This is a genomic window from Bacillus sp. AFS098217, from assembly GCF_002551815.1.
Classification (GTDB): domain Bacteria; phylum Bacillota; class Bacilli; order Bacillales; family Bacillaceae_G; genus Bacillus_A.
In genome coordinates this window covers 43,012-63,565 of the sequence record NZ_NVPR01000020.1, presented here as the reverse complement: position 1 = coordinate 63,565, position 20,554 = coordinate 43,012, and the positions used below count along the sequence as shown (strand labels likewise).

General features: G+C 34.7%; 18 protein-coding genes and 5 pseudogenes. 14 read left to right on the top strand and 9 right to left on the bottom strand.

The window, feature by feature from the left end; all coding sequences use genetic code 11:
• Positions 1–165: pseudogene (locus COO03_RS05520) on the top strand (undecaprenyl-diphosphatase); the annotation flags it as partial.
• A gap of 59 nt (positions 166–224) precedes the next feature.
• Here the strand turns inward: COO03_RS05520 and COO03_RS05515 are convergent.
• The 4 genes and pseudogenes from COO03_RS05515 to COO03_RS05500 form a co-directional block, all read right to left on the bottom strand.
• Positions 225–605, bottom strand: a complete 381-nt coding sequence (locus tag COO03_RS05515) for a DUF6262 family protein (protein ID WP_097895794.1) — start codon at positions 603–605, stop codon at positions 225–227.
• On the bottom strand, positions 598–2,721 hold the full coding sequence (locus tag COO03_RS05510) for a tyrosine-type recombinase/integrase (protein ID WP_097895793.1): 2,124 nt from the start codon (positions 2,719–2,721) through the stop codon (positions 598–600). Before COO03_RS05510 ends, COO03_RS05515 begins: the two co-directional genes overlap by 8 nt.
• Positions 2,718–3,848 carry a tyrosine-type recombinase/integrase gene (locus COO03_RS05505; protein ID WP_097895792.1) on the bottom strand — a complete coding sequence of 377 codons (1,131 nt, stop codon included), beginning with the start codon at positions 3,846–3,848 and terminating at the stop codon, positions 2,718–2,720. Before COO03_RS05505 ends, COO03_RS05510 begins: the two co-directional genes overlap by 4 nt.
• A gap of 257 nt (positions 3,849–4,105) precedes the next feature.
• A pseudogene (locus COO03_RS05500) lies at positions 4,106–4,635 on the bottom strand (transposase); the annotation flags it as partial.
• Here COO03_RS05500 and COO03_RS27455 point away from each other — a divergent pair.
• The 4 genes and pseudogenes from COO03_RS27455 to COO03_RS05480 all read left to right on the top strand — a co-directional run.
• Positions 4,626–4,862: pseudogene (locus COO03_RS27455) on the top strand (S-layer homology domain-containing protein); the annotation flags it as partial. The pseudogenes COO03_RS05500 and COO03_RS27455 sit on opposite strands and share 10 nt — an antisense overlap.
• Positions 4,863–5,486: 624 nt before the next feature.
• Positions 5,487–5,630, top strand: a complete 144-nt coding sequence (locus tag COO03_RS26890; protein ID WP_154724641.1) for a hypothetical protein — start codon at positions 5,487–5,489, stop codon at positions 5,628–5,630.
• 383 nt (positions 5,631–6,013) lie between these two features.
• On the top strand, positions 6,014–6,490 hold the full coding sequence (locus tag COO03_RS05485) for a hypothetical protein (protein ID WP_097895788.1): 477 nt from the start codon (positions 6,014–6,016) through the stop codon (positions 6,488–6,490).
• A gap of 965 nt (positions 6,491–7,455) precedes the next feature.
• Positions 7,456–7,635 (top strand): hypothetical protein, encoded by a 180-nt coding sequence (locus COO03_RS05480; protein WP_097895786.1) that lies wholly within the window; start codon positions 7,456–7,458, stop codon positions 7,633–7,635.
• Positions 7,636–7,779: 144 nt separating this feature from the next.
• On the opposite strand, the gene COO03_RS05475 is transcribed toward COO03_RS05480, so the two are convergent.
• Entirely contained in the window at positions 7,780–7,884 is a 105-nt protein-coding gene (locus COO03_RS05475; protein WP_097895784.1) for a YjcZ family sporulation protein, read from the bottom strand.
• A gap of 706 nt (positions 7,885–8,590) precedes the next feature.
• On the opposite strand from COO03_RS05475, the gene COO03_RS26885 reads away from it, so the two are divergent.
• The 5 genes from COO03_RS26885 (at position 8,591) to colA (ending at position 15,125) form a co-directional block, all read left to right on the top strand.
• On the top strand, positions 8,591–8,728 hold the full coding sequence (locus tag COO03_RS26885) for a hypothetical protein (protein ID WP_170958206.1): 138 nt from the start codon (positions 8,591–8,593) through the stop codon (positions 8,726–8,728).
• Between the two features lie 626 nt (positions 8,729–9,354).
• Positions 9,355–9,498 carry a hypothetical protein gene (locus tag COO03_RS05470; protein WP_230322510.1) on the top strand — a complete coding sequence of 48 codons (144 nt, stop codon included), beginning with the start codon at positions 9,355–9,357 and terminating at the stop codon, positions 9,496–9,498.
• A gap of 204 nt (positions 9,499–9,702) precedes the next feature.
• A complete protein-coding gene (locus COO03_RS05465; RefSeq protein ID WP_097895782.1) occupies positions 9,703–10,644 on the top strand; it encodes a DMT family transporter in 942 nt (313 codons plus the stop codon).
• The gene (locus COO03_RS05460; protein WP_097895780.1) at positions 10,641–11,963 is read left to right on the top strand and encodes a histidine--tRNA ligase; all 1,323 of its coding nucleotides are present in this window, start codon (positions 10,641–10,643) and stop codon (positions 11,961–11,963) included. Before COO03_RS05465 ends, COO03_RS05460 begins: the two co-directional genes overlap by 4 nt.
• A 525-nt stretch (positions 11,964–12,488) precedes the next feature.
• Complete coding sequence (colA, locus tag COO03_RS05455; RefSeq protein ID WP_097895778.1) at positions 12,489–15,125, top strand: collagenase ColA; 2,637 nt, start codon at positions 12,489–12,491, stop codon at positions 15,123–15,125.
• A gap of 374 nt (positions 15,126–15,499) precedes the next feature.
• Here the strand turns inward: colA and COO03_RS05450 are convergent.
• Positions 15,500–15,646, bottom strand: a pseudogene (locus tag COO03_RS05450) (IS4 family transposase); the annotation flags it as partial.
• A 4-nt stretch (positions 15,647–15,650) separates the two neighbouring features.
• Here COO03_RS05450 and COO03_RS27450 point away from each other — a divergent pair.
• Positions 15,651–15,845 (top strand): annotated as a pseudogene (locus COO03_RS27450) (hypothetical protein); the annotation flags it as partial.
• Between the two features lie 188 nt (positions 15,846–16,033).
• Positions 16,034–16,294 carry a YuzF family protein gene (locus tag COO03_RS05440; protein WP_097895777.1) on the top strand — a complete coding sequence of 87 codons (261 nt, stop codon included), beginning with the start codon at positions 16,034–16,036 and terminating at the stop codon, positions 16,292–16,294.
• 190 nt (positions 16,295–16,484) lie between these two features.
• On the opposite strand, the gene COO03_RS05435 is transcribed toward COO03_RS05440, so the two are convergent.
• The 3 genes from COO03_RS05435 to COO03_RS26880 all read right to left on the bottom strand — a co-directional run bounded on the left by COO03_RS05435 (position 16,485) and on the right by COO03_RS26880 (position 18,121).
• Entirely contained in the window at positions 16,485–17,141 is a 657-nt protein-coding gene (locus COO03_RS05435; protein WP_170958208.1) for a GAP family protein, read from the bottom strand.
• Between the two features lie 12 nt (positions 17,142–17,153).
• Entirely contained in the window at positions 17,154–17,912 is a 759-nt protein-coding gene (locus COO03_RS05430) for a MerR family transcriptional regulator (protein ID WP_097895773.1), read from the bottom strand.
• Between the two features lie 65 nt (positions 17,913–17,977).
• The gene (locus COO03_RS26880) at positions 17,978–18,121 is read right to left on the bottom strand and encodes a hypothetical protein (protein ID WP_003201958.1); all 144 of its coding nucleotides are present in this window, start codon (positions 18,119–18,121) and stop codon (positions 17,978–17,980) included.
• Between the two features lie 486 nt (positions 18,122–18,607).
• Between COO03_RS26880 and COO03_RS05425 the strand changes: the two genes are divergently transcribed.
• Together COO03_RS05425 and COO03_RS05420 are read left to right on the top strand one after the other, a co-directional pair.
• Positions 18,608–19,102, top strand: coding sequence for a DM13 domain-containing protein (locus COO03_RS05425; protein ID WP_097895770.1), 495 nt, complete (start codon positions 18,608–18,610; stop codon positions 19,100–19,102).
• Between the two features lie 474 nt (positions 19,103–19,576).
• Positions 19,577–20,368, top strand: a complete 792-nt coding sequence (locus tag COO03_RS05420; protein ID WP_097895769.1) for a phosphotransferase — start codon at positions 19,577–19,579, stop codon at positions 20,366–20,368.
• The last annotated feature ends 186 nt before the right edge of the window (positions 20,369–20,554 follow it).

Genomic DNA, 20,554 nt, shown 5'->3' with positions numbered 1-20,554 from the left:
CATTATCCTTTTGATGTTGCCATAGGGGCTTTAATAGGATGTGTTTCAGCGTTATTTTCGTATTGGTTGGTACCGAAATTTTCTTTTATCAAGCAATTGCTTACTCTATATGAAAGAGTAGAGAAACATGTTTTACCATCTAAAAACAAATCAAAGGGATTTTGAGTATACAAGTATAAAAGTTAGCATGAAAGAAGCAAGGAGAACAACGTTCTCCTCATACCCTAAATCTTTTTGTATACATCTGCGTAAGCGACTTTCAGTTGATTCCGCAACTGTTTATTCTCCACTTCTAACTTTTTAATTCTTCGCTTCAACGACTCAATGATGGCATCTTTATTGCTTTCATTTATCTCTCGTTTGATTTGTTTCGGCGTAGGAGCTTCGGCTTGTTGCTGGCGGAGGCTCTCAATCCGTTCGCGCAGTTCACGGTTGTTGTATAACGTCGCTTTTGCTACGCCAGCTTCGCTTGCCACACTATTAAAATTGATAGAATCATTGGCTCGCACGAGCCTTTGAATGGCTTTATCCACCTTTTGTGAAGTAGTCGCTTTTCTTGATGCATGAATTGCTTTTAAATGTTCTTTACGATCATAGTTAGCCATTTTCTACACCTTGCTTTCGTTTCATTCGTTCCATTCTGCCGAAAATAACGTTTCCTTCCTGAAGTTTTCTTAAAATCTCTTCATAACGCTTCAAATTTCTAGAACCTTTCTCCACAATTTCTTCACGTCCATACTGTTTTGCCAACTCCATATTTCTAGAGGTTCTTTTGATATGATCTTCATATTTTCCGATATCGAAATCGGAAAAGCCAATTGCTAGGTCCTTACAAGGAGTACCTCCCTTACCACACGTTAAACAAGGTGCCTCCTCCATATAAGGGCAATCGCCACTTAAACGAGCGTGACACGTACCATAGTTATTTTCCATTGCGTTTAATTTATGATTTTGCCAAAGGGCTTGCAGGATGTCCTCTGGGATATCTTCGCCTGCCTTAATTTCTTGCATCTTACCATTTGAATTGAAACGTTGTAGACTTTTATTTCTAAAGGCTGCTTCAAATGACTTTCGCTTTGTGTCATCCAACAGTTTGGCATACCGCAAGGTCATTTCAGGCGAGGCATGCGCCATTAGTTCCTGTACAGTTAGTATATCTGCGCCGCCATTTAACATTTTGACAGCATAGGTGTGGCGAAATTGATGAGTTTTGAAGTGAAAGAGTTTTCCATTCTCATCTACAATATTCTTTTGTTTTGCTAGTGTATTTAATTGTTCTCGAATCCATCGTTGATAATAAGGCCTACCTTTCCGTACACCTCGGTAACGAACAAAAATAAACCCTTCGGGGTTATTCTCTTGGTTGCTATTCTCTTGGGATTGTTGAATAAGAACCGCGAGGATATTTGCTAAATCTTCGTCAATTGGGATTCTATGTCCTTGCACATATGTCTTCTCAATATCCGTGACAATAGAGTAGTTACTGTTAATTCGCTCCAAACAATTCGAGGTTAAACCTAATACATCCGAAATGCGAAGCCCTGTTTTAAAAGCCACCCATACCACTGGAATGACCTCTTTGTGTAAGTCATCGATGTGCGCGAAAAGTTGCTCCAATACAAATTCAGGAATGTAATCAATTTGATCAATCGATTTCTTTTTTAACTTTGGCTTGTCCTCTGGAAAGAGTAACAATCGTACAGGAGTTTCAGGAGCGATATCGTATTCATATCGCTGGATGTCTTCCAAGCACTTTCCCGTGTAGGTCAGTGCATGTGATATATAGCGTTCAGGGTTCGCATTTTTTTGGGTCAAATTATTTCTTGCGTATTCATGTAACCATTGAATATACAGTCCCATATGCGATCGTTTCAATCCTTTTAAACTTGTCCATGAAGGTTCTAAGGAAAATATAAATGACAAGAACCTTGGTAAATATATTAAATATATTGAAGCTGTATCCCATGAAAAATGATTCTTACTAAGTAAGCGTTGTTTGAAATACTTTTTAAAATACTGGCGCATTTCCACTTGTTCAATTTTGGTGAAATCAAGATAATAATTAGTCTGGGTCTTGTTATAGTTAATTCCATATTTGCCATGTAACACCCGCACATCCCATCGATCTTTCTCCCATTCTTCACGCGTATCAGTCAGCGTGAGAAACTTGGAATGGATAACTCGTAAAAAGGTTGCGGTGGGTGTTTTATTAATAAGTTCACCATACGTCATGTGCTGTATTGTCTGTTGTGTTAGAACACCTTGCTGTTCTAACCAAAACAACCACTCCCGTTCCACTTGATCGATGTTCAAATCAAGGAGAGAAGGGAGGTTAGAGTATTTTTCATTGAGAAATGCTGTTAACCTTCGTAAGCTCGTTGCTTGCCCGCCAAACACGGTGCCAATTGCCCATTCGTCTTTAAATAATTTCTGATACCAAACATATTTCACTTCCAAGTTGACAGTCGCGCTATTGATTTCAAAACGCATATTCCGTCTTCTTCTTTTACTATGATTCTTCGCCATCTCTTGAAATTGTGGAATGTTTTCCAAAAAGTCGACATTCCAAATGTCGTTAACCAAGAAGTAGGGATCTTTGACGTGATGGATGGCAACGGAGCCATCTTTCTCTATGGTCTTCACAGAATAACTCGACAGCTCGCGCTGCAATCGTTCATGAAATCCAAGTTGCTCTGTATCAATCTGATAAGTTTGCTTCATTCTTTCCCGCCATTCTGTTGTTTGATTTGAAATGCTCCCTGTGCCTTTTCCCAAACCTTACGGATATCTTCGTCCGAAGGATGAAGGTACAGGTTCATGGTCGTTTGGATTTGTGAATGGCCCAGTCGCTCTTGCACCTGTTTAATATCCTTCGTTTCTTGATAGTACATCGTCGCGTGCGTATGACGGAACAGGTGAGGGTGGATGTTCAGCCCTATTTTCTGACGTAACCGCTTGAATAGAGCTTCCACGTCACCATAGGCCATCGGTTTACCCCTGTTCTTACCGCGCAGTTTGACGAACACAAAATTGGTTTCGAAGTCCAATTCGTCAACGACATCATACATGTAGTCATCATATAAGTCCATGAGCTCCTGTGAAACAAAGATTTCTCGTTCCCCTGTTTTTAGTTTCGCACTGTTCTCTAATTCCCCGCGATCCGTCAGACGAATACGATGTCCTTTTTGATGACTAAACTTGAAATCCTCCAAAAATAAAGAAAGAGCCTCTCCAATTCTTAACCCCGTCTCAAACAAGAGTCGGATGAGAAAGGTATCCCGTATATTCGTTGTTGCCGCTAAGACTTGCTCCACCTGTTCTATTGTAAGCGTCTGCACCCTCTTGCGAGGTTCTTTTACCTTCAACACATTCCGCATGGATGGCTTGTCCTTGTTGACATGATGAAGGAAACTCTTATACCGCGTTCTCCCGCCTGTAAAGACCTGACGTATCAATTTCTCTTCCATATCACGCGGCAACTCCTCATTTCGGTATAAATAGTCATAGAAGTTTGTGACAGCGGTGACCGTAAGGTTCACTGTCCTTTCTGTTTTCTTTGTCTGCACAGGCCGAAGGGACATTACCTTGGTGCTCTCATACGGATTCCGAAGCCATCCCACAAACTCCACCAAGTCCTCTAATCTTATATGCTTGTAATCTTTCTCTGTTTCCTGTAAGTACAGGAAATAATGTTTGAGTGCATAACAATAAGTCTTCTGTGTGTTGCTGCTTTTCCCTGTAACATCCAAATACTTGAGGTACTTCACCACAGGAATCACAGGAACCCCATCTGAATCTACTAATATGTATCTCTTTCCATTCTCTAGGATCACCTCTTGTACACGCATAGTTCTTCACCTCTTAACTCCTTTGTACGATTGGTCTCTCGACCTTGCTACGCCTCACGTTGTGGGCTATGTTCCCTAATACAAAAGAGAACGTAAGTTCCTATATTATTGTATACATAATAGACCATACTTTTAACCTCTAATTATGGAATATATCATGTAAGAAAAAAGCGGATTTATGCCCTAATATTGGACATAGTATCCGCTTCTAATTATAGTCTGTTTAAGGTGAATATTTGGTATACCGATGTGCTTTCCTACCATTTTTCGATAGGTCTTCGAACAATCTGACAAGAATGGGAATCATGTCTCGACAGGATGTGAACAGCACATCGAGTATACTTGGAAAATAAATATAGGTAATATACGTTGCCTTATATTCACTGATTTCTTTATGTTTCCTCTCCCATATGAGCCTCCGCATTTTATAAGTTATACTTGCGATAAGACATAACGCAATCAACTGCCCATACAAATGGCACTGGAATCGTTCGAGTTTTATCTTTTTAACCTCATGAATGCCAAAAATAGATTTCCATGTTTTAAACAAAATTTCAATTTGCCATCGAAGGGAATAGAGCTGATAAATCTCATGTGCTTTCATATCTGTTTCTTTTATATTTGTAATAAATAAGTTGATTCCACTTGCGTATTTAGGCATTCGTCTGTTTTCTTTTTTGTGCCGTTCTAATCGCTTCGTAAGTTCAGGCTCTGTTAATTTATAGATCATCAAACGTGTTGCTTGTTTTTGATGAAATCCAATATATACGCGAGGGAACTCGATATGAGATGGCAGTTGTACTACAAAAAGCTTTTAACTTAAACTTTAATACACAAGTAAGCTTCAAGGACATACCAAAAAATCATTGGGCGGAGCTATATGCAAATGCACTATTAGCCAATAATATATCTAGGGGCGATGGTTCTGGAAATTACCTAGGTAATGATTTAGTGAAACGCGAACAATACGCAGAATTTTTATATAATGCGATACTTACAAACCCAGAAAAAAACACTATCAATAAAACACTAGATTCTAGATTTTCATCGCGTGGTGATACATATCAATATCCAGAATTTGTACAGTTAGCGAATTCTATGTTAGGTACATCATATCAATTAGGCTTGAATAAAGGCGAGTTTATCGAGCTATCACGAAACTATAACATGAAGATATCTCAAACGAACTCAAAGTCTATTATATTACAAGGTTTTAAAGATGATACAGAAAGTACTACGAGTTATGTTGATTTGTTTAAATTACTTAGTATAGTTGATCATCAGGGAGGACTAAAATTCAACTCAGAAGACGTTCACACAGCAGTAATGGAAAGATTAGAAAATACAAATACTATACTGTAAAAATACCAGATTATGAAGATAAATTTGTATCCATCGCGCAAACTACTGATTATATAGAAAATGGGGAAAAACATGCTGGATACGTAACAATCACATTCAAATCTTTTTAATCATTTTGCTGTACGTTAAGGCATTAACAGTGTTGCAAAAATCTCTTTTCTATTTCGCTACAAATATCACCGTATTATCGAAAATTAATTTGTAACATAATATATGCAACACTACACTTGGGCCAATTAAAGCATGATAAAAGACTATTGATTAAAGGAGTTTAACATGGAACTTTCCAAAACATTTAGATTAGACGAAACAGGTTATGCACTACTTCAAGAGTTAATATTGGAGCGCATAGAAAAAGATAAAGAAATAGAGACAATTGGAAAGAGTAGTTTTTTAATTCTATCAAGCAAAATCGAATAAATAATGCCATTACTAAAATTGAAAAAAGGATTGAAAAAAAAGAGCTATGGATGGATAAATGGTATGATCAAAATCTACCTTCTTCAAGTTCAAACATAATATGTTCAATCGATGATTTAATTAACAATTTTAAAAATTCGGAGATTAGGAAAGCTCAGCTCTTTTTAATTCTACAAGAAATAGTTCATACGCCAATATATTATGCACATGATTCCCTTGAGGCAGCGGGCAAAGAGGTAGATTTTTAAGGTGCAATTAATGACATTTCAAAACGAATGGGTTTAAATGATCTAGGTCTACAAATCATAAAAAATACCAAATCATTCTATAAAGATGTAAAAAAAGAGAACACATCCATCCTAAAATGGGGAATATATGGTCTAATGGGCGCATCTGCAATTGCAACTATTTTAGCTATGCCTGTTATCGCTCCAGCTATTGGTGGCCTAATGGGATTATCTGGTGCAGCAGCTACTGCTTCTGGTTTAGCAATTTTAGGAGGGGGATCAATAGCTGCAGGCGGACTGGGAATGGCCGGAGGAATGACTCTTTTAGCTGGTGGAAGTGGTATTTTAGGTGCTATTGCAGGTGGAGCCGCAGGGAAATTATTAAGCCAATTACCTCAAGAAACAATTGCCCTAAATGTTATTAAAGTAGTAAACTTAATTATTTATCTTAATTCAAATAACGGTATCAGCAAACATTATTCTGATGAATTATTAACTGAAGCTAAAATGCTATTTATTGAATTTAAGCAAGTAACAGAAAAAGAATTAGTTATTAACGGTATTAATAAAGATAAAAAAGAAATAATCCAATTACTTGATATTTTGAATGTTGGATTAAAAAGAATTATTTAAAATGTGATATAATGGATAATTTTTTATGGTTAATCTATCCGGTATTGATACTTATTTTTATTGACTTATTATCTGCATCATGGGTATTAATTCGAAATACGTGGAAAGATTTTTATGAGCTTGTGTGGAAATCCAAAAGGGTTTGATACTTTCCTGCTAGCAAGATGGAAAGGTCAATATCATACTTAATGCTAGAATCACTGTTGTCAATTACTCTTTCTCAATATACAATTAAATTATTATTATTAGTTTATTGTTTATTTTGTTTCCTGTTTGTTTTTTCTTCGAGTAACTCGATACAAACAGTTGAATGTTGAGATGGTGAGCTACAGCGAGATATATTGGTTATAACCTATATCCGTAATCATCAACTATTAAAAAGGGCTTTTCTTGGGCTGAACATCAAATGAAGATATTTACTATCTTTTTTTGAATGCTTCGACTTGGGAAAAGCCCTTTTTGTGTTTTCTCAAACTCGTGAAATAGGTAAATGGGGTAAAAGGAGTATCTGTGCTGGCAAATACAAAATAGATTCCAATAAAAGGATAAAAATGCACCGTACACTTTTGGCAAACATTTGTGGCAATCGTTTTGATAATTATTTTTGAAAATATCATATTCCATTGAAATCAAGCACCTAATAAAAATTGAATTAGTTACAAAAATTATGGCTTTTGGTAAACGAATATTAAACCAGCTACTTAAATAATGAGGAACCGACTACATAATTACATTTTCTGCAAGTTACTTTGCACTTCACGGCACGGTTGCTCCCTCTACCCCTATGAGGATAGTTACCCGACTATTTCACTCTTGATCCCTACACAATGTGTGGGGATTTTTTCTTTATTTTGTAATAGAGTACTATTATTGTACTCTATTGAATTCACTAAATGTTTATATATACAAATTTAAATGTTAATATATTTAAAAAGAGACCATTGAGAAAGGAGGGAATAAGTAGTATGTTTGGTAGTAAACAAGATGATGTTAAAGAGTATCTGATAGAAGAAGGTTATGAAGTTAAAGAATATTTAAGAAAAAATGGAGATTGGTATTATTTTAAAGTAAATACATTTCGGTCAGGGACTCACACAGTAAAAGTAAAAGATGGAGTATTCGGTTTTAGAGTAGAAAAGGCATAGATATTAAGACTACTCACGAACTTAAAATACCCCTATTAGTATGAAAACAGTCACCCGACTATTTCACTCTTGATCCCTGCACAATGTGTGGGGATTTTTTCATAAAGAAAAGACACTCTTATGAGTATCTTTTCTGATGTTTTTTTAGCAGAAGCAAGCAGCCCCAACTATGATTAATAATATAAAGAGGACAACGAGTAAAGCGAATCCTCCAGCAAAGCCGCCGGCACAACTACCACCAAAGCTCATAATACTTCCTCCTTTAAGTAAGAGGGAAAAACATAGGGATTCACATATAACGGATTCGGTTTATTTTATGCTGTTAGGATCTAAGTGAGCAGGTCCTTTAAGAAAAAAAGAAAAGACAACCGAAATGGTGCATTTCTACTCTGTAACAAATTTAAATACATAGTACATGGAAAATAAAAAAGATAGAGATGCTATTCTGCCAGCAATCGATTCTTTCATAAATTTCATAAGTATCACTTTGACAAGTAATGCTAAGAATAACGGTATAAACAGTACCATAGCAAGTTTGATTGCTATGTCATTTATAGTTGGATTAAACGGTTCAAAATTAATTATGATATTTACTTACCTTTCTATTAATCCTTTTATTTTTATAATACAATTTATATTGTTTTGTCCACTAAAAAAAGACACCCACAGGTGCCTTCCTTCGATTTGAAAACCACATTAATTTTAATAATATGTATATGGACTCCCATCCAATTTCCATTTTACCATATTTATCTATTTTGTTGGTTGAGAAAATCAAAAAAAGCACTCTTTCGAGTGTTCAAACTTATGCTGATGCAGATACCTTACCTTTGCGGAAGATTCCCATCAATCCACCAATAGCAGCAGCTGTCAGAAGCAAGAGCAATTCTTCTTAGTAGTTAAGAGCAGAAGCGGCAGCCTAACTCTTAAAGAAAGTATTGAAAGGATGAGAGTTATGAAGAATACGAATTTAACAGCAAAAATTGAGATTAAAGGATTGGATAGAGCTAAAGATTTGTTAGAAGAATTGAACAGCCTTGAATTAAAGGTTGTTGTACATTCAGTTGATCAAGACAAGGGTAAAGATAGATGAACAATGAACAATGAACAATAAACAACAGCAAGACAAAGGCGAACGAAAGAAGATCGTCGCAATAATACGTGATTTAAAAGCTAGAGAATTACATAATAGCGTGGCAGTCATCGAGAAGTATCTGGCTAAATAGGAAGATAAAGAAAAAGCCCTAGAGGGGACTCTAGAGCTACTAACAGGGTAATAAAAAAAGACAAATGGTAGTGAATGACTTCTTTAGATGTTACAAGTTTAACACGTAACTTATAAAAATCTTATATAAAGATGTTATGAAATTATGAGCATATGACAGGTCTCGTGCTTGTCATTTAAGGCTCTAGAGTAAGGGTATTGTCGAATCGACATCGTAATAATACCATGAATTTATTGATAAACAACTTGGTAAACGTGTCCAATTAAAAAGCCCTAGAGCTGGGCGAGCTCTAGAGCAACAAATAGGGTGTTACAAAAAAAGACAAATGGTAATGAATGACATCTTATAATGTAATCAGTTTAACACACAAAATATAAAAATGTTATATATAGATGTTGCAAAAGTATAAACATATGACAGACTCTGTGCTTGTCATCATGGTCGAGTCGAGATGTAAGGTTTCGATGATGCTGAGGTTATCATTAATAGCAGAGTGAACATTGCTGATAAACTAGACTATTATAGTAAAACATATAATACAGATTTAAACTATAAATTCGCTAAAGGTATTCGTATTATTGGATTTACTTACAGTGATTCATTTGCTGAGATTCAAAAGGATTTAATCGGAGAGTAACATGATCAAAGTAATATCAATTATTTTAGGCGCTGTCGTGGTCGGTATAGCGTCTAAAATAAAAAAGATTTAAGTTCTGAATATTCAAACAAAAATATAGAAAATGTTTATTTTGGGAAAATATTGAAAAATGAGGGTAATCATTTAATATTGTTAATAGTTAGTATATTAGGTCGTTTGTGATTTGAGAAGGGGAGGTTAGAATTGACAAAATTTCAAAAAGGGGCTACGTATACCATTATTTCAGCTTTCGGATTTGGCGTTATGCCTATATTTGCAGTAAAGGCATATCAATATGGAATTACAGTAAATACGTTATTATTGCTTCGTTTTTTTCTTAGTACTGTAATTTTCTTTTGTTATTTTTTATTTAAGAAGACAAAAATAAATTTACAGAAAACGGAAATGAAAACATTGTTTTTATTGGGAAGTGTTTTATTTACTCTCATTTCTGTATTTCATTTTGAATCTGTAAAATACATTCCTTCATCAATGGCTGTATTACTTTTATTCTTATTTCCTATATTTGTTTCAATTCTTTCTTATTTTTTATATAAAGAAAGAATTGGAAGTAAAGCATTTGGAGCGTTGATACTGGCTTTTATAGGAATTGGCTTTTTACTAGGAGTTGCATTACAAGATTCTAACTTTTATGGTATTGGACTGGCTATTGGTGCAGCTATCGTATATGCATTCTATATGATTGTTGGGAAAAAGGTGACAAATTTAATTTCACCTGCGGTAACGAGTGCATACGTGACATTATTTGCTACAATTGGTGTCTTTGCGATTGGCGTATTTTCTAGAAGTATACGATTTGATTTCGAACCTATGGCATGGGTTTATATTTTAGCTATTGTTCTATTCTCAACTGTTTTAGCAGAAATTACATTGTTTCAAGCATTAAAGCGATTGAGCTCGACTAATGTATCTATCATCAGCATGATTGAGCCTGTTTTCACAGCTATTTTTGCAAGCTTTTTGTTACATGAAAATGTAACGTTTCCCCAAATATTAGGTGGTTTAGTCGTTTTATTTAGCCTAACGTGTTTCATTTATTTTCAAAGAGAAGTTTCAGAGGATTCTACAAATCTAAAAGAAGAATTGTTTGAGAAGAATAAACAAATAGGAGGAAGAGAATTATGAAGCTGAACATAGTAAGAAACAGTTTAGATATTCCAGATGGAACAAAAGATGTTTTAGGATATGACATGCGGGTTAGAGAATATGTTATTGATACGATAAAAAATGTGTATGAAAGATTTGGATTTCAGCCCCATCAAACACCTATTCTAGAATACTTTACTACATTTGATGGGCACCATGGAGAGGGCGAAAAGTTGTTTTTTCATATGAAAGATACGAAGCAACAACATATGATTAATCGGTATGATTTAACAGTGCCATTGGCCAGGGTAATCACCATGAATCCTAATTTACCAAGACCATATAAAAGATATCAAATTGGTCCCTCTTTTCGTGATGATGTACCTAGTAAAAGTCATTTTCGGGAATTTACACAATGTGATGCAGATATGGTTGGTACAAGTAGTTTACTTGCAGAAGCTGAAATTACAACGATGGCAAATACATTATTAAAAGCATTACATATCGAAAATTTTACGATTCGAATCAATCATCGTCAATTAATTAAGGGAATCGCCCAAAAAGTTGATATACATTCAAAAGAAGGGCTTTTAGGGATACAATCTGCATTAGATTATGCAGATAAAGTCACAAAAGATGGGTTAGAGGGCATTAATAAATTAATTGAAAATGGTATAGAAGAATGCACAGCATCTTTAATTATTAATAGTATTCAAGGATTGAACCAAGAGATGAAACGAGAAGAAAATCTTCTTCATAAGTTAGAAGTAATGAAGAGTTTTTTTGATCAGCAATCTGTGGCACAACAAGGAATTGAAGAACTCGAAACAATTTTTTCATATATGTCAAAAGATGTTTTAGAACGGATAGAGATTGATTTAAAGTTAGCAAGAGGCGCTAACTATTATACAGGCTATATATTAGAAGGAGTTATAAAAGATTTAGAAATAGGTGCTGTACTGGGAGGAGGGAGATATGACAAACTTGTATCTTCTCTTGGTGTATTAGACGAACCAGCAGTAGGATTAGCGTTTGGATTAGAACGATTATTGCTAGCTTTAGAAGGGTTACAGTGTATCGATAGTAAAAGTGTATTAAAGGACAAAGTGTTATTAATGAGGGATGAATTTGTTAGTCCTAAATATATGTTATCCATTGCTAGTGAATTAAGAAATTATTGTGATGTAGATTTATACTATGATTCTTTTGCTAAAGAAGAAGGAATAGCGTATGCTCATGCAAATCAATATCCATTGATTTTGAAAGTTACAGAAGCTGAAATTGAGATGTATGATGTAATTGAAAATACGATATTCAAAGAGAGAATTGAGAGTATTATCCAACGTATTCGAAAATAAGATTATTAATTGTTATATATTGGGAATGTGCTTAAGAGAGGTCAAATTGCACTAACCTTCCTCATAGATTTTGTATCGTTTTTTGGAATTTTCAGTGGCGTGTATACTGGAAGGCCGCCGAGATACATGTGATTTTGGTTCATAGTCTGTATTTTATTTCTAATAAATTTGATACAAGGAAAAAAGTGCAAAATTTGGAATCGAGTGGACATCTTCAAATTTCAAAGGAAGCATTTTATGTCGAATAACTTCTACATGACTAAATTATTAGGGTATAAATAATTTGATTATTCTGTCTAAATCGTGTCTTTTCTGTGAATTTTAATGTCGGCATGGTTCTTTCTTATATGAAATAAGGAAGGGAGGATAAATTAATTTAGCAGTAGCTGAGATGAAAATATTGACTATTGATTTTACAGGTACCACTGGGGGATGCCGTTATCTAGTAAAGCTACATAAAAGAAAGTTTCGATTTAAAAAGTCAGGATTTTTAATATCTTTTGAAAAAGAAAGGGAGAAAATAGCATGATGAAATACTCGAAATTTTATAAACTGATGCTTGGTGTTGGAATTGTTACTATATCATGTAATGGATTGCAAATTCAAGCAGAGACAAAAGAGAAACATACAAAAAATGTATTACAAATGGAGCCGATAGGAATACAGAAATCCGTTGATGGGTTAGCACATTCCTCGAATGTACAAGAAAGTACATCCTTTACAAAAAGATTAAAGTTAGCAGACTTATCGCAGCGTCCACCAGCGCCAAAAGAGAATGCTAAACAGCTAGTTGAAGAAAAAAAATATTCAATGGCTGAGTTGAATCAATTAAGTAACAAACAATTAACTGATCTTCTTGTTACAATTAAATGGTATCAAATTCCGGAGTTATTTCAGTTTAATAGTGATAGTCTAAAGTTTTATCAAGATGATAGCCGGATGCAAGCAATCATTGATAAACTAGCAGAACAAGGACAAGCTTATACGAAAGATGATTCAAAAGGAATTGAGACATTAGTAGAAACCCTACGTGCGGCATTTTATTTAGGTTTTTATCATGATGAATTAAGCAAACTAAACGAGCGTAGCTATCATGATAAATGTTTACCGGCTTTAAAAACAATTGCGAAGAACCCGAATTTTAAACTTGGCACATCGGAACAAAACAAAGTTATTTCATCGTATGGCATGCTGATTGGAAACGCATCAGCTGATGTTGAAGTTATTCAATATGCAGGTGAAATCTTCAAACAATATAACGATAATCTTTCTACGTTTATTGAAGATCGAACAAAAGGCGATGCTATATATAATTTGATGAAAGGAATTGATTATGATGTTCAGTCGTATATGCATGCTACGGGCAAAGAACCAAAAGATACGATGTGGTATAGGAACATCGATAGCTTTATTAATGAAATAAGTCGTTTTGCACTCATTGGTACGGTAACAGACAAAAACGGATGGTTAATTAATAATGGAATTTACTATGCTAGCCGATTCGGCAAGCTTCATAGTACACAGGCAAAAGGACAGCAAGTTACTACAGAAGCGATGCGGATTTATCCATATTTAGGGGAGCAATATTTTGTTGCGGCAGAACAAATTACTACAAATTATGGTGGAGTAGATGTGAACGGAAAAACAATAAATTTAGATCAAATTCGAGAAGATGGTAAGAAGAAATATTTACCGAAAACGTATACATTTGATGACGGAGCAATCATCTTTAAAGCGGGGGATAAAGTTAGCGAAGAGAAAATTAAACGTTTATATTGGGCGGCAAAAGAAGTACGCTCTCAATTTTATCGTACAGTTGGTAGCGATAAGCCGCTTGAAAGTGGACATGCTGATGATGTATTAACAATGGTTATTTATAATAGTCCGGAAGAATATCAATTTAACCGTCAATTGTACGGCTATGAAACGAATAATGGTGGCATTTACATTGAAGGAATCGGAACGTTCTTTACATATGAACGTACACCAGAGCAAAGTATTTATAGTTTAGAAGAATTATTCCGTCATGAGTTTACACACTATTTACAAGGAAGATACGAAGTTCCAGGATTATGGGGACAAGGAGACATGTATCAAAATGAACGCTTGACTTGGTATGAAGAAGGAAATGCGGAGTTCTTTGCAGGCTCAACGCGATTAGATAGCGTTGTACCGCGAAAAAGTATGATTGGCGGATTATCTAATGATCCAGCGAAACGATATACGGCGGAGCAAACATTAAATGCTAAATACGGAACGTGGGATTTTTATAACTATTCGTTTGCATTGCAATCTTATATGTATAATAATCGTCCTGAGATGTTTGATAAAATACACGATTTAATTCGTGCAAATGATGTTCCAGGTTACGATGCGTACCGCTCTACATTAAGTAAAGATAATCAATTAAATCAAGACTACCAATCTTACATGCAAATGCTGATTGATAACCGTGATAAGTATACAATTCCGCAAGTATCAGATGATTATTTAGCACAGCATGCTACAAAACCGCTTTCAGATGTTACGACAGATATTACAAATGAAGCGAAGTTAAAAAATGTGAAGGTAACAAAGAATAAATCACAATTCCTTAATACATTTACACTACAAGGAACATATACAGGAAGTACGTCAAAAGGAGAAGCTGAGGACTGGAAAGCGATGAATCAAGCAACGAATGATATGCTGAAACATCTTTCAGAAAAAGAGTGGAGCGGATATAAAACATTGACGGCTTATTTCGTAAATTACCGCGTCAATGCCGCTGGGCAATTTGAATATGATGTTGTGTTTAGCGGAGTGAATACGGAAGAAGATCCTAGTATAGAAAAAGAACCGAATAATACATTTGATACAGCGAATCCACTATCTTTGAATACATTATTACGAGGTAGCCTAAGTGATCAAGATCAAGTTGACCGGTTTGTTATTGATGTGAAGACAGCGAAAGATTTACAGATTACCGTTACGAATGAACAAAACCTTGGAATGAATTGGGTATTATATTCTGAGTCAGATCTTAATAATTATGCCGCTTATACAACAAAACGCGACGGAAATAAATTACTTGGAAATTATTATGCGAACCCAGGGAAATATTACTTGAGTGTATATAAATATGGCGGTGGAACAGGAAGTTATACAATAGAAGTAAAATAATTTAAAGAGGCTGCTTTGAAAGACTTTTGTTAAGTATTTTATTTGTATAGAAGCATTTTCCATAAAGAAAAGACACCATAATGAGTGCATTTTTCTTATTGTTTTTTACCAGTATCCGTCGAAGTGAGCAGGTCCTAAAAAAAGATACTGAGATTGTATCGTAAGATTTAATAACTTTTGCATAAGCATCAAATATATATAGTATACTTAAGTTATGATGACAAAGAGGGCGAATGCTCTCTTTGTCTGTTAATCTCATGGTTTGTTACTCTTTTGTACTGTCGCCTGTTAAGCGCCGGTCTTTTTTTGTTTCTTGGAATGCAGCCCATGTCCATCAAGCTAATATTTTGAAATATCCCCAAAACAAAAAAATGTATAGCAATTAACTCCTTTGCTTGATATTTACTCTTTCGCTGAACGAATCCTTGTTCTTTAGCCAGGTGTTCTAGAACATGAGGAGACATATGTCGTTGTAATTCTTCAGCAATCAGTTGAAGTTCGTCAGGAATTGAAAGATTCATAAAAAACGCCATCCTTTCCTCTATCCTTACGCACCCATTTGGAGATTATACAACAATTTATGAACATATTAATGCACAAGGACGTGCACTTGCTATTGTAAACAATGGGAAATATCTTAATTTAACAACAGTTAGTATGGGAGATGGTGCAAGAACATGGAATGATCAAGCTTCCTCTGCAATCGTGAAGGCAAATTAATACTAAAATAATTGACACAATGAGGAGTTGACTCTTATGAGTTGGCTCTTTTTCATTTTTTGGGTAATTCAAAATTCTTAAGTTGATGGGCATGGCCATAATGTGGCATCTCTTTTTCTTTTAGATAGGCACTTCTTAAATGAACGAAACATACACTACAGCAAATCTTGAAAAGAGGAGGCACCTTTATGTATTATTCCTATGAAGATGTGTACGGTTATTTTCGAGATGGTTATGAGATAAGCGGTGAAGTAGTTGCGTTAGTTGATCCATACGTTGTACAAACATTACAATCTATTGTTGGACAAAGAATTGTAGTTGAAACAATCCGTGGTAGTGTAAATGGTACGCTAAGAAGTGTGAAACCAGATCATATTGTATTAGAAGAAAAAGAAGTGCCATGTTTTGTTCGAGTACAACAAATTGTATGGTTTATGCCTGAAAAATAAAAGAAATGTATAGACGAATTGCTAGAGTAAAGCTAAGAATCTATTATGTTAATATAATAGATTCTTAGCTTTAATTGGTTCCTATATATACATCAATTAAAAAACCGACATAAAACCCATCTTTTTAGGTGGGAGAGAGCATCTAGCCATGCATAGAAGTAAAGTGTACCCCATACTCTGGTCAAACATCCTACAAATAATCCAGGCTATTAAAAATCAGGATGAGTCCAACTATACACATAATCCACGAAAGAGCCGATCCTGTATTATTAGCGATTTTCACTCGAAGCTTCTCAAGAGATGTTTGCATCCACCGCCCAAACAGGAGGTAGAAGAGAAATAGCACGAGGGAAGGCAACACCATGATAAAGTTATATCCAGCTAAAATAGAAGACCATTCCACCCATGATAGATTAGAAGTAGTCATTATGCCAATTGCTGCAAAATAAGGAAATGCAGTACCTACTTCAATTAATGAAGTAGTGAATCCCAGAGCAACCATTGAAAGAATGCTTTTTGATTTTGGTGCAGGTAGGTCGGAACTTTTCTTTGCTGGAACATAAAAACTTGCTATGAACAATATCACCCCAATAATAAAGAACGTCCAGCTTACGATTCGATTTTGAAATACGCCAGAAATAATCTCAAGCAAGAAATCTAATCCTAACATGAGTGAAACTCCAACAGCAAAATAAAATCCTGCTATCGTCAATAAATAAACCAATAAACATTTGGTAAGTTTCTCTTTATCTGTTAAAAGCAAATATACTGTTACCCCTAATGTGGCAGGGCTTAGCGTGTCCAATAGGGCCAATCCCCCTATTAGGAGAAGTAGTTCTGTACTCATCATTCTTCCCCCTTATTTCGGTTGGGGATTATTCTTTTCAGCCATAAAAATGGCATATGCCTGATCTATAAATTCAAGCACATCCTGGTCAATTGGATATAATCTCAGTTTCTCTGATTGCTTTGGCGACATCCTTATTTTCCACAGCTTATCTAAAAATTCATCCTCACCTTCAAACTCCTCTAAGCGCTTTTCATCCATTCTTCTAATGATATTTTGGACTTTGGGTGCTTTTGGGCCGTCCTCCATATAACGCTTTAACTGACCTATCAGAGCAATCCATTCTAGTGAATCAGAGCTGTCACTTGTCATATTGGGAACCTTTTCCCATAGTTTTATTTCTCTGTCTTTAAATACAGATTCACGATAATACTGCTGTATTTCTTTATCTTTACTGGATAATTGCATAATCTTCTGAATCGCGATCCAGTTTTCTTCTCCTTCTATCGCGATTCCATGTATCATTTCCCGTAAGGATAACTCTATTTTCTTTAAATTTTCCTGTTCTTTTATTACAAAAGATAATTGACTTTTTAAACTATCTGACCAATCCCACGCACTGGAAGCGAGCATATTCTTAATCTCATGTAACGGAAATCCAACCTTTTTTAAGAATTGAACCTGTTGTAGTTTTTTTATTTCTTCATTGGTATATAAACGATGGCCACCCTCTGTTTTGGATGCTGGTTTTAATAATCCGATTTGATCGTAGTAACGCAGTGTTCTTACTGTAACACCTGTCAGCTCCCCAACCTTATTAATGTGTATCAACTGATTAACCTACCTTTCTGTACGTTAAGACTCTATCGTTAACAATTGTTTTATTCATTCCACATTTATTCTTCTTTACGAAAAAAATTTTTTAGTAAGTATCCTGCTCCTAAGCCAATCAGTACACCAGGAAATGCATTATCCAGTGTCAGTCCAATCCCTGCACCTATAATGACGCTTCCATAAATAATAATATCTCCCTGTTTCATCTAAAAACCTCCTATTTTCCTAATTTCTTTTATCTAGATATCTCTAAATATATAAATTCAAATTAAAAAACCGACATAAAACCCATCTTTTTAGGTGGGAGAGAGCATCCGTTCATGCATAGAAGCGGTTAGATCCTTTTCCTGTGCCCCATACCAAGTGAAAATAAAGAGAAAAAACGAGTGCAGGTCACCTTTTGTTATCCATAATCGCGACTTATATGTCGAAAAACCAAAATGGATATATATAGTAGTTACTAAACAGTATATAAAATGACGCAGCGTAAACTTCAAGTTTTTTTAGACTTTTTTTAATTTTCATTAAATCGTCCGGATAGGAAACAGGGATGTGAATTTTGATTTACTTTTCTCGTTACATCAGAAAAGAAATAGGGCGTTTGAAAGACTTTTGTAATAATTATGTTATAAAAATGAAAGACCTTCTTGTTAACATACATATAAGTACTATGTTACAGGGGAGATTATTTTATGAAAATAAAATCTGTATTACTTATTGCAGGATTTGTAATGGTTGGAGGAATTTTATGGTTTTTATTCCGTCCCGAAAAATTATTTATTGATAAGCAAATTAATGAAGCATTGCCACAAACAGAAATAAAATCAAAAGAAGTTCAACAACAAGAACGAGTAATAAGCAAAGGGCAGTTTCAGAATGGTATTCATGAAACGACAGGCGTAGCAACGATCTATCAACTATCGGATGGAAAGCGCGTTCTAAGGCTTACCAATTTTGAAACTTCTAATGGTCCAGATGTTCGAGTGGTATTGGTTCCTGCGAAAAGTTTAAAAAATAATGAAGATGTTAAAAACTATCAGTATATTGAATTAGGTAAGTTAAAGGGAAACAAGGGATCTCAAAACTATGCAATTCCTGAAGAAGTAGATATCGATGCATATGGTTTAGTTTCTATATGGTGTAAGAGATTTAATGAAAATTTTGGTATGGCTCATTTTGAGAAATAAAAAGAGATATAGGAAAATATTGATATGTATATAGGCTACAAGGTCAGTTAAAAAAGAATGTTAATGATGTTGTAAGTTTTACAACTATACAGATGTCAATATATAGAAAACAAAATCTAAGTAGTTCAGATAACGTGGAGAAACCGTATAAATGGCAGGTTAAATCGAGTATAAAATCACAAAGGTTTTATACTCGATTTTTTTGTTGATATGTAAAGGTTTATCCTGTTTTCATTGTTGAATTAACAAGTGCAATAGCACATCAATTATCAGGATGGCCATAACCATTGCCATTTTGTTATTTTAGATTTGATTCAAGTTGCTATTCGAGGTGTTAAAAAAGGAGTAGGAAAGTTATGTTAAAATATAAAGACAAGTAAAATGGTTCCTGTTCCGTTAACGAGCAGGATTGTTGAACAATCGGCATTTGTTTTAAGAGTGTCTAGTTTTCTAATAATGGAGGGGAATTATCAGATGTCAAACTACGAAAACGAAGAAATGCTAACGGGAGGGAATGTCTCAAACGTATATCGTTCGGAAAGTACTGTTCGACGAGAATTAAAGCCAGACAGTACCAAAATTCATAAGCTATTAAATCATTTGGAAAACAAAGGTTTTAGTTATGCACCAAAGTTTTTAGGTATTGATGAAAAAGATAGAGAGATATTATCATTTATTGAAGGAGAAGCTGGTAATTATCCTTTAAAAGAATACATGTGGTCTAATGATGTTTTAAAAGAAATAGCGAAGATGCTCCGTCTTTACCATGATGCTGTGAGTGACTTTCCGTTATCAGATGATTGGAAACCAATGGATAATACTCCAAATAAAATAGAGGTTGTATGCCACAATGATTTTGCAATATACAACATTATTTTTAATCACGAAAAACCAGTAGGTATTATTGATTTTGATGTTGCTGGTCCTGGTCCAAGACTTTGGGACATAGCCTATACTCTTTACACTTGTGTCCCCTTAAGTAGAGTTTATCATACTGAAACAGGTGAGGCAGTTTATTATAATTCATTACAGCATGCCGACCGTATAAAACAAAGAGTTAAATTGTTTTTTGAATCCTACGGTGAGGATATGGAAGAAGATTATTTGGAGATGGTATTGCTACGATTAGAAGGGTTATGTAAATACATGAAAAGAAAAGCTAAAGAAGGCGATATGAATTTTCAAAAAATGATAGATGAAGGACACCTTGAACATTATCAAGACGACATTAAATTCATTCGTGAACATGGAAAAGAGTGGATTTAATGAAATAAGTCTTATACAAAAGTAAAGCTCAGAGTCATATAGGGACTTTGAGCTTTTTTGCGTGTTATTTACTATGCAAATTAACCTGTGAATTAATATGTTATTTAGCTCGTTATTTTGGATTTTGCATTATATGTAATGAATAGACGGTCGTATTAAAATAAAGTGTTAGATTAAATCGTAGCT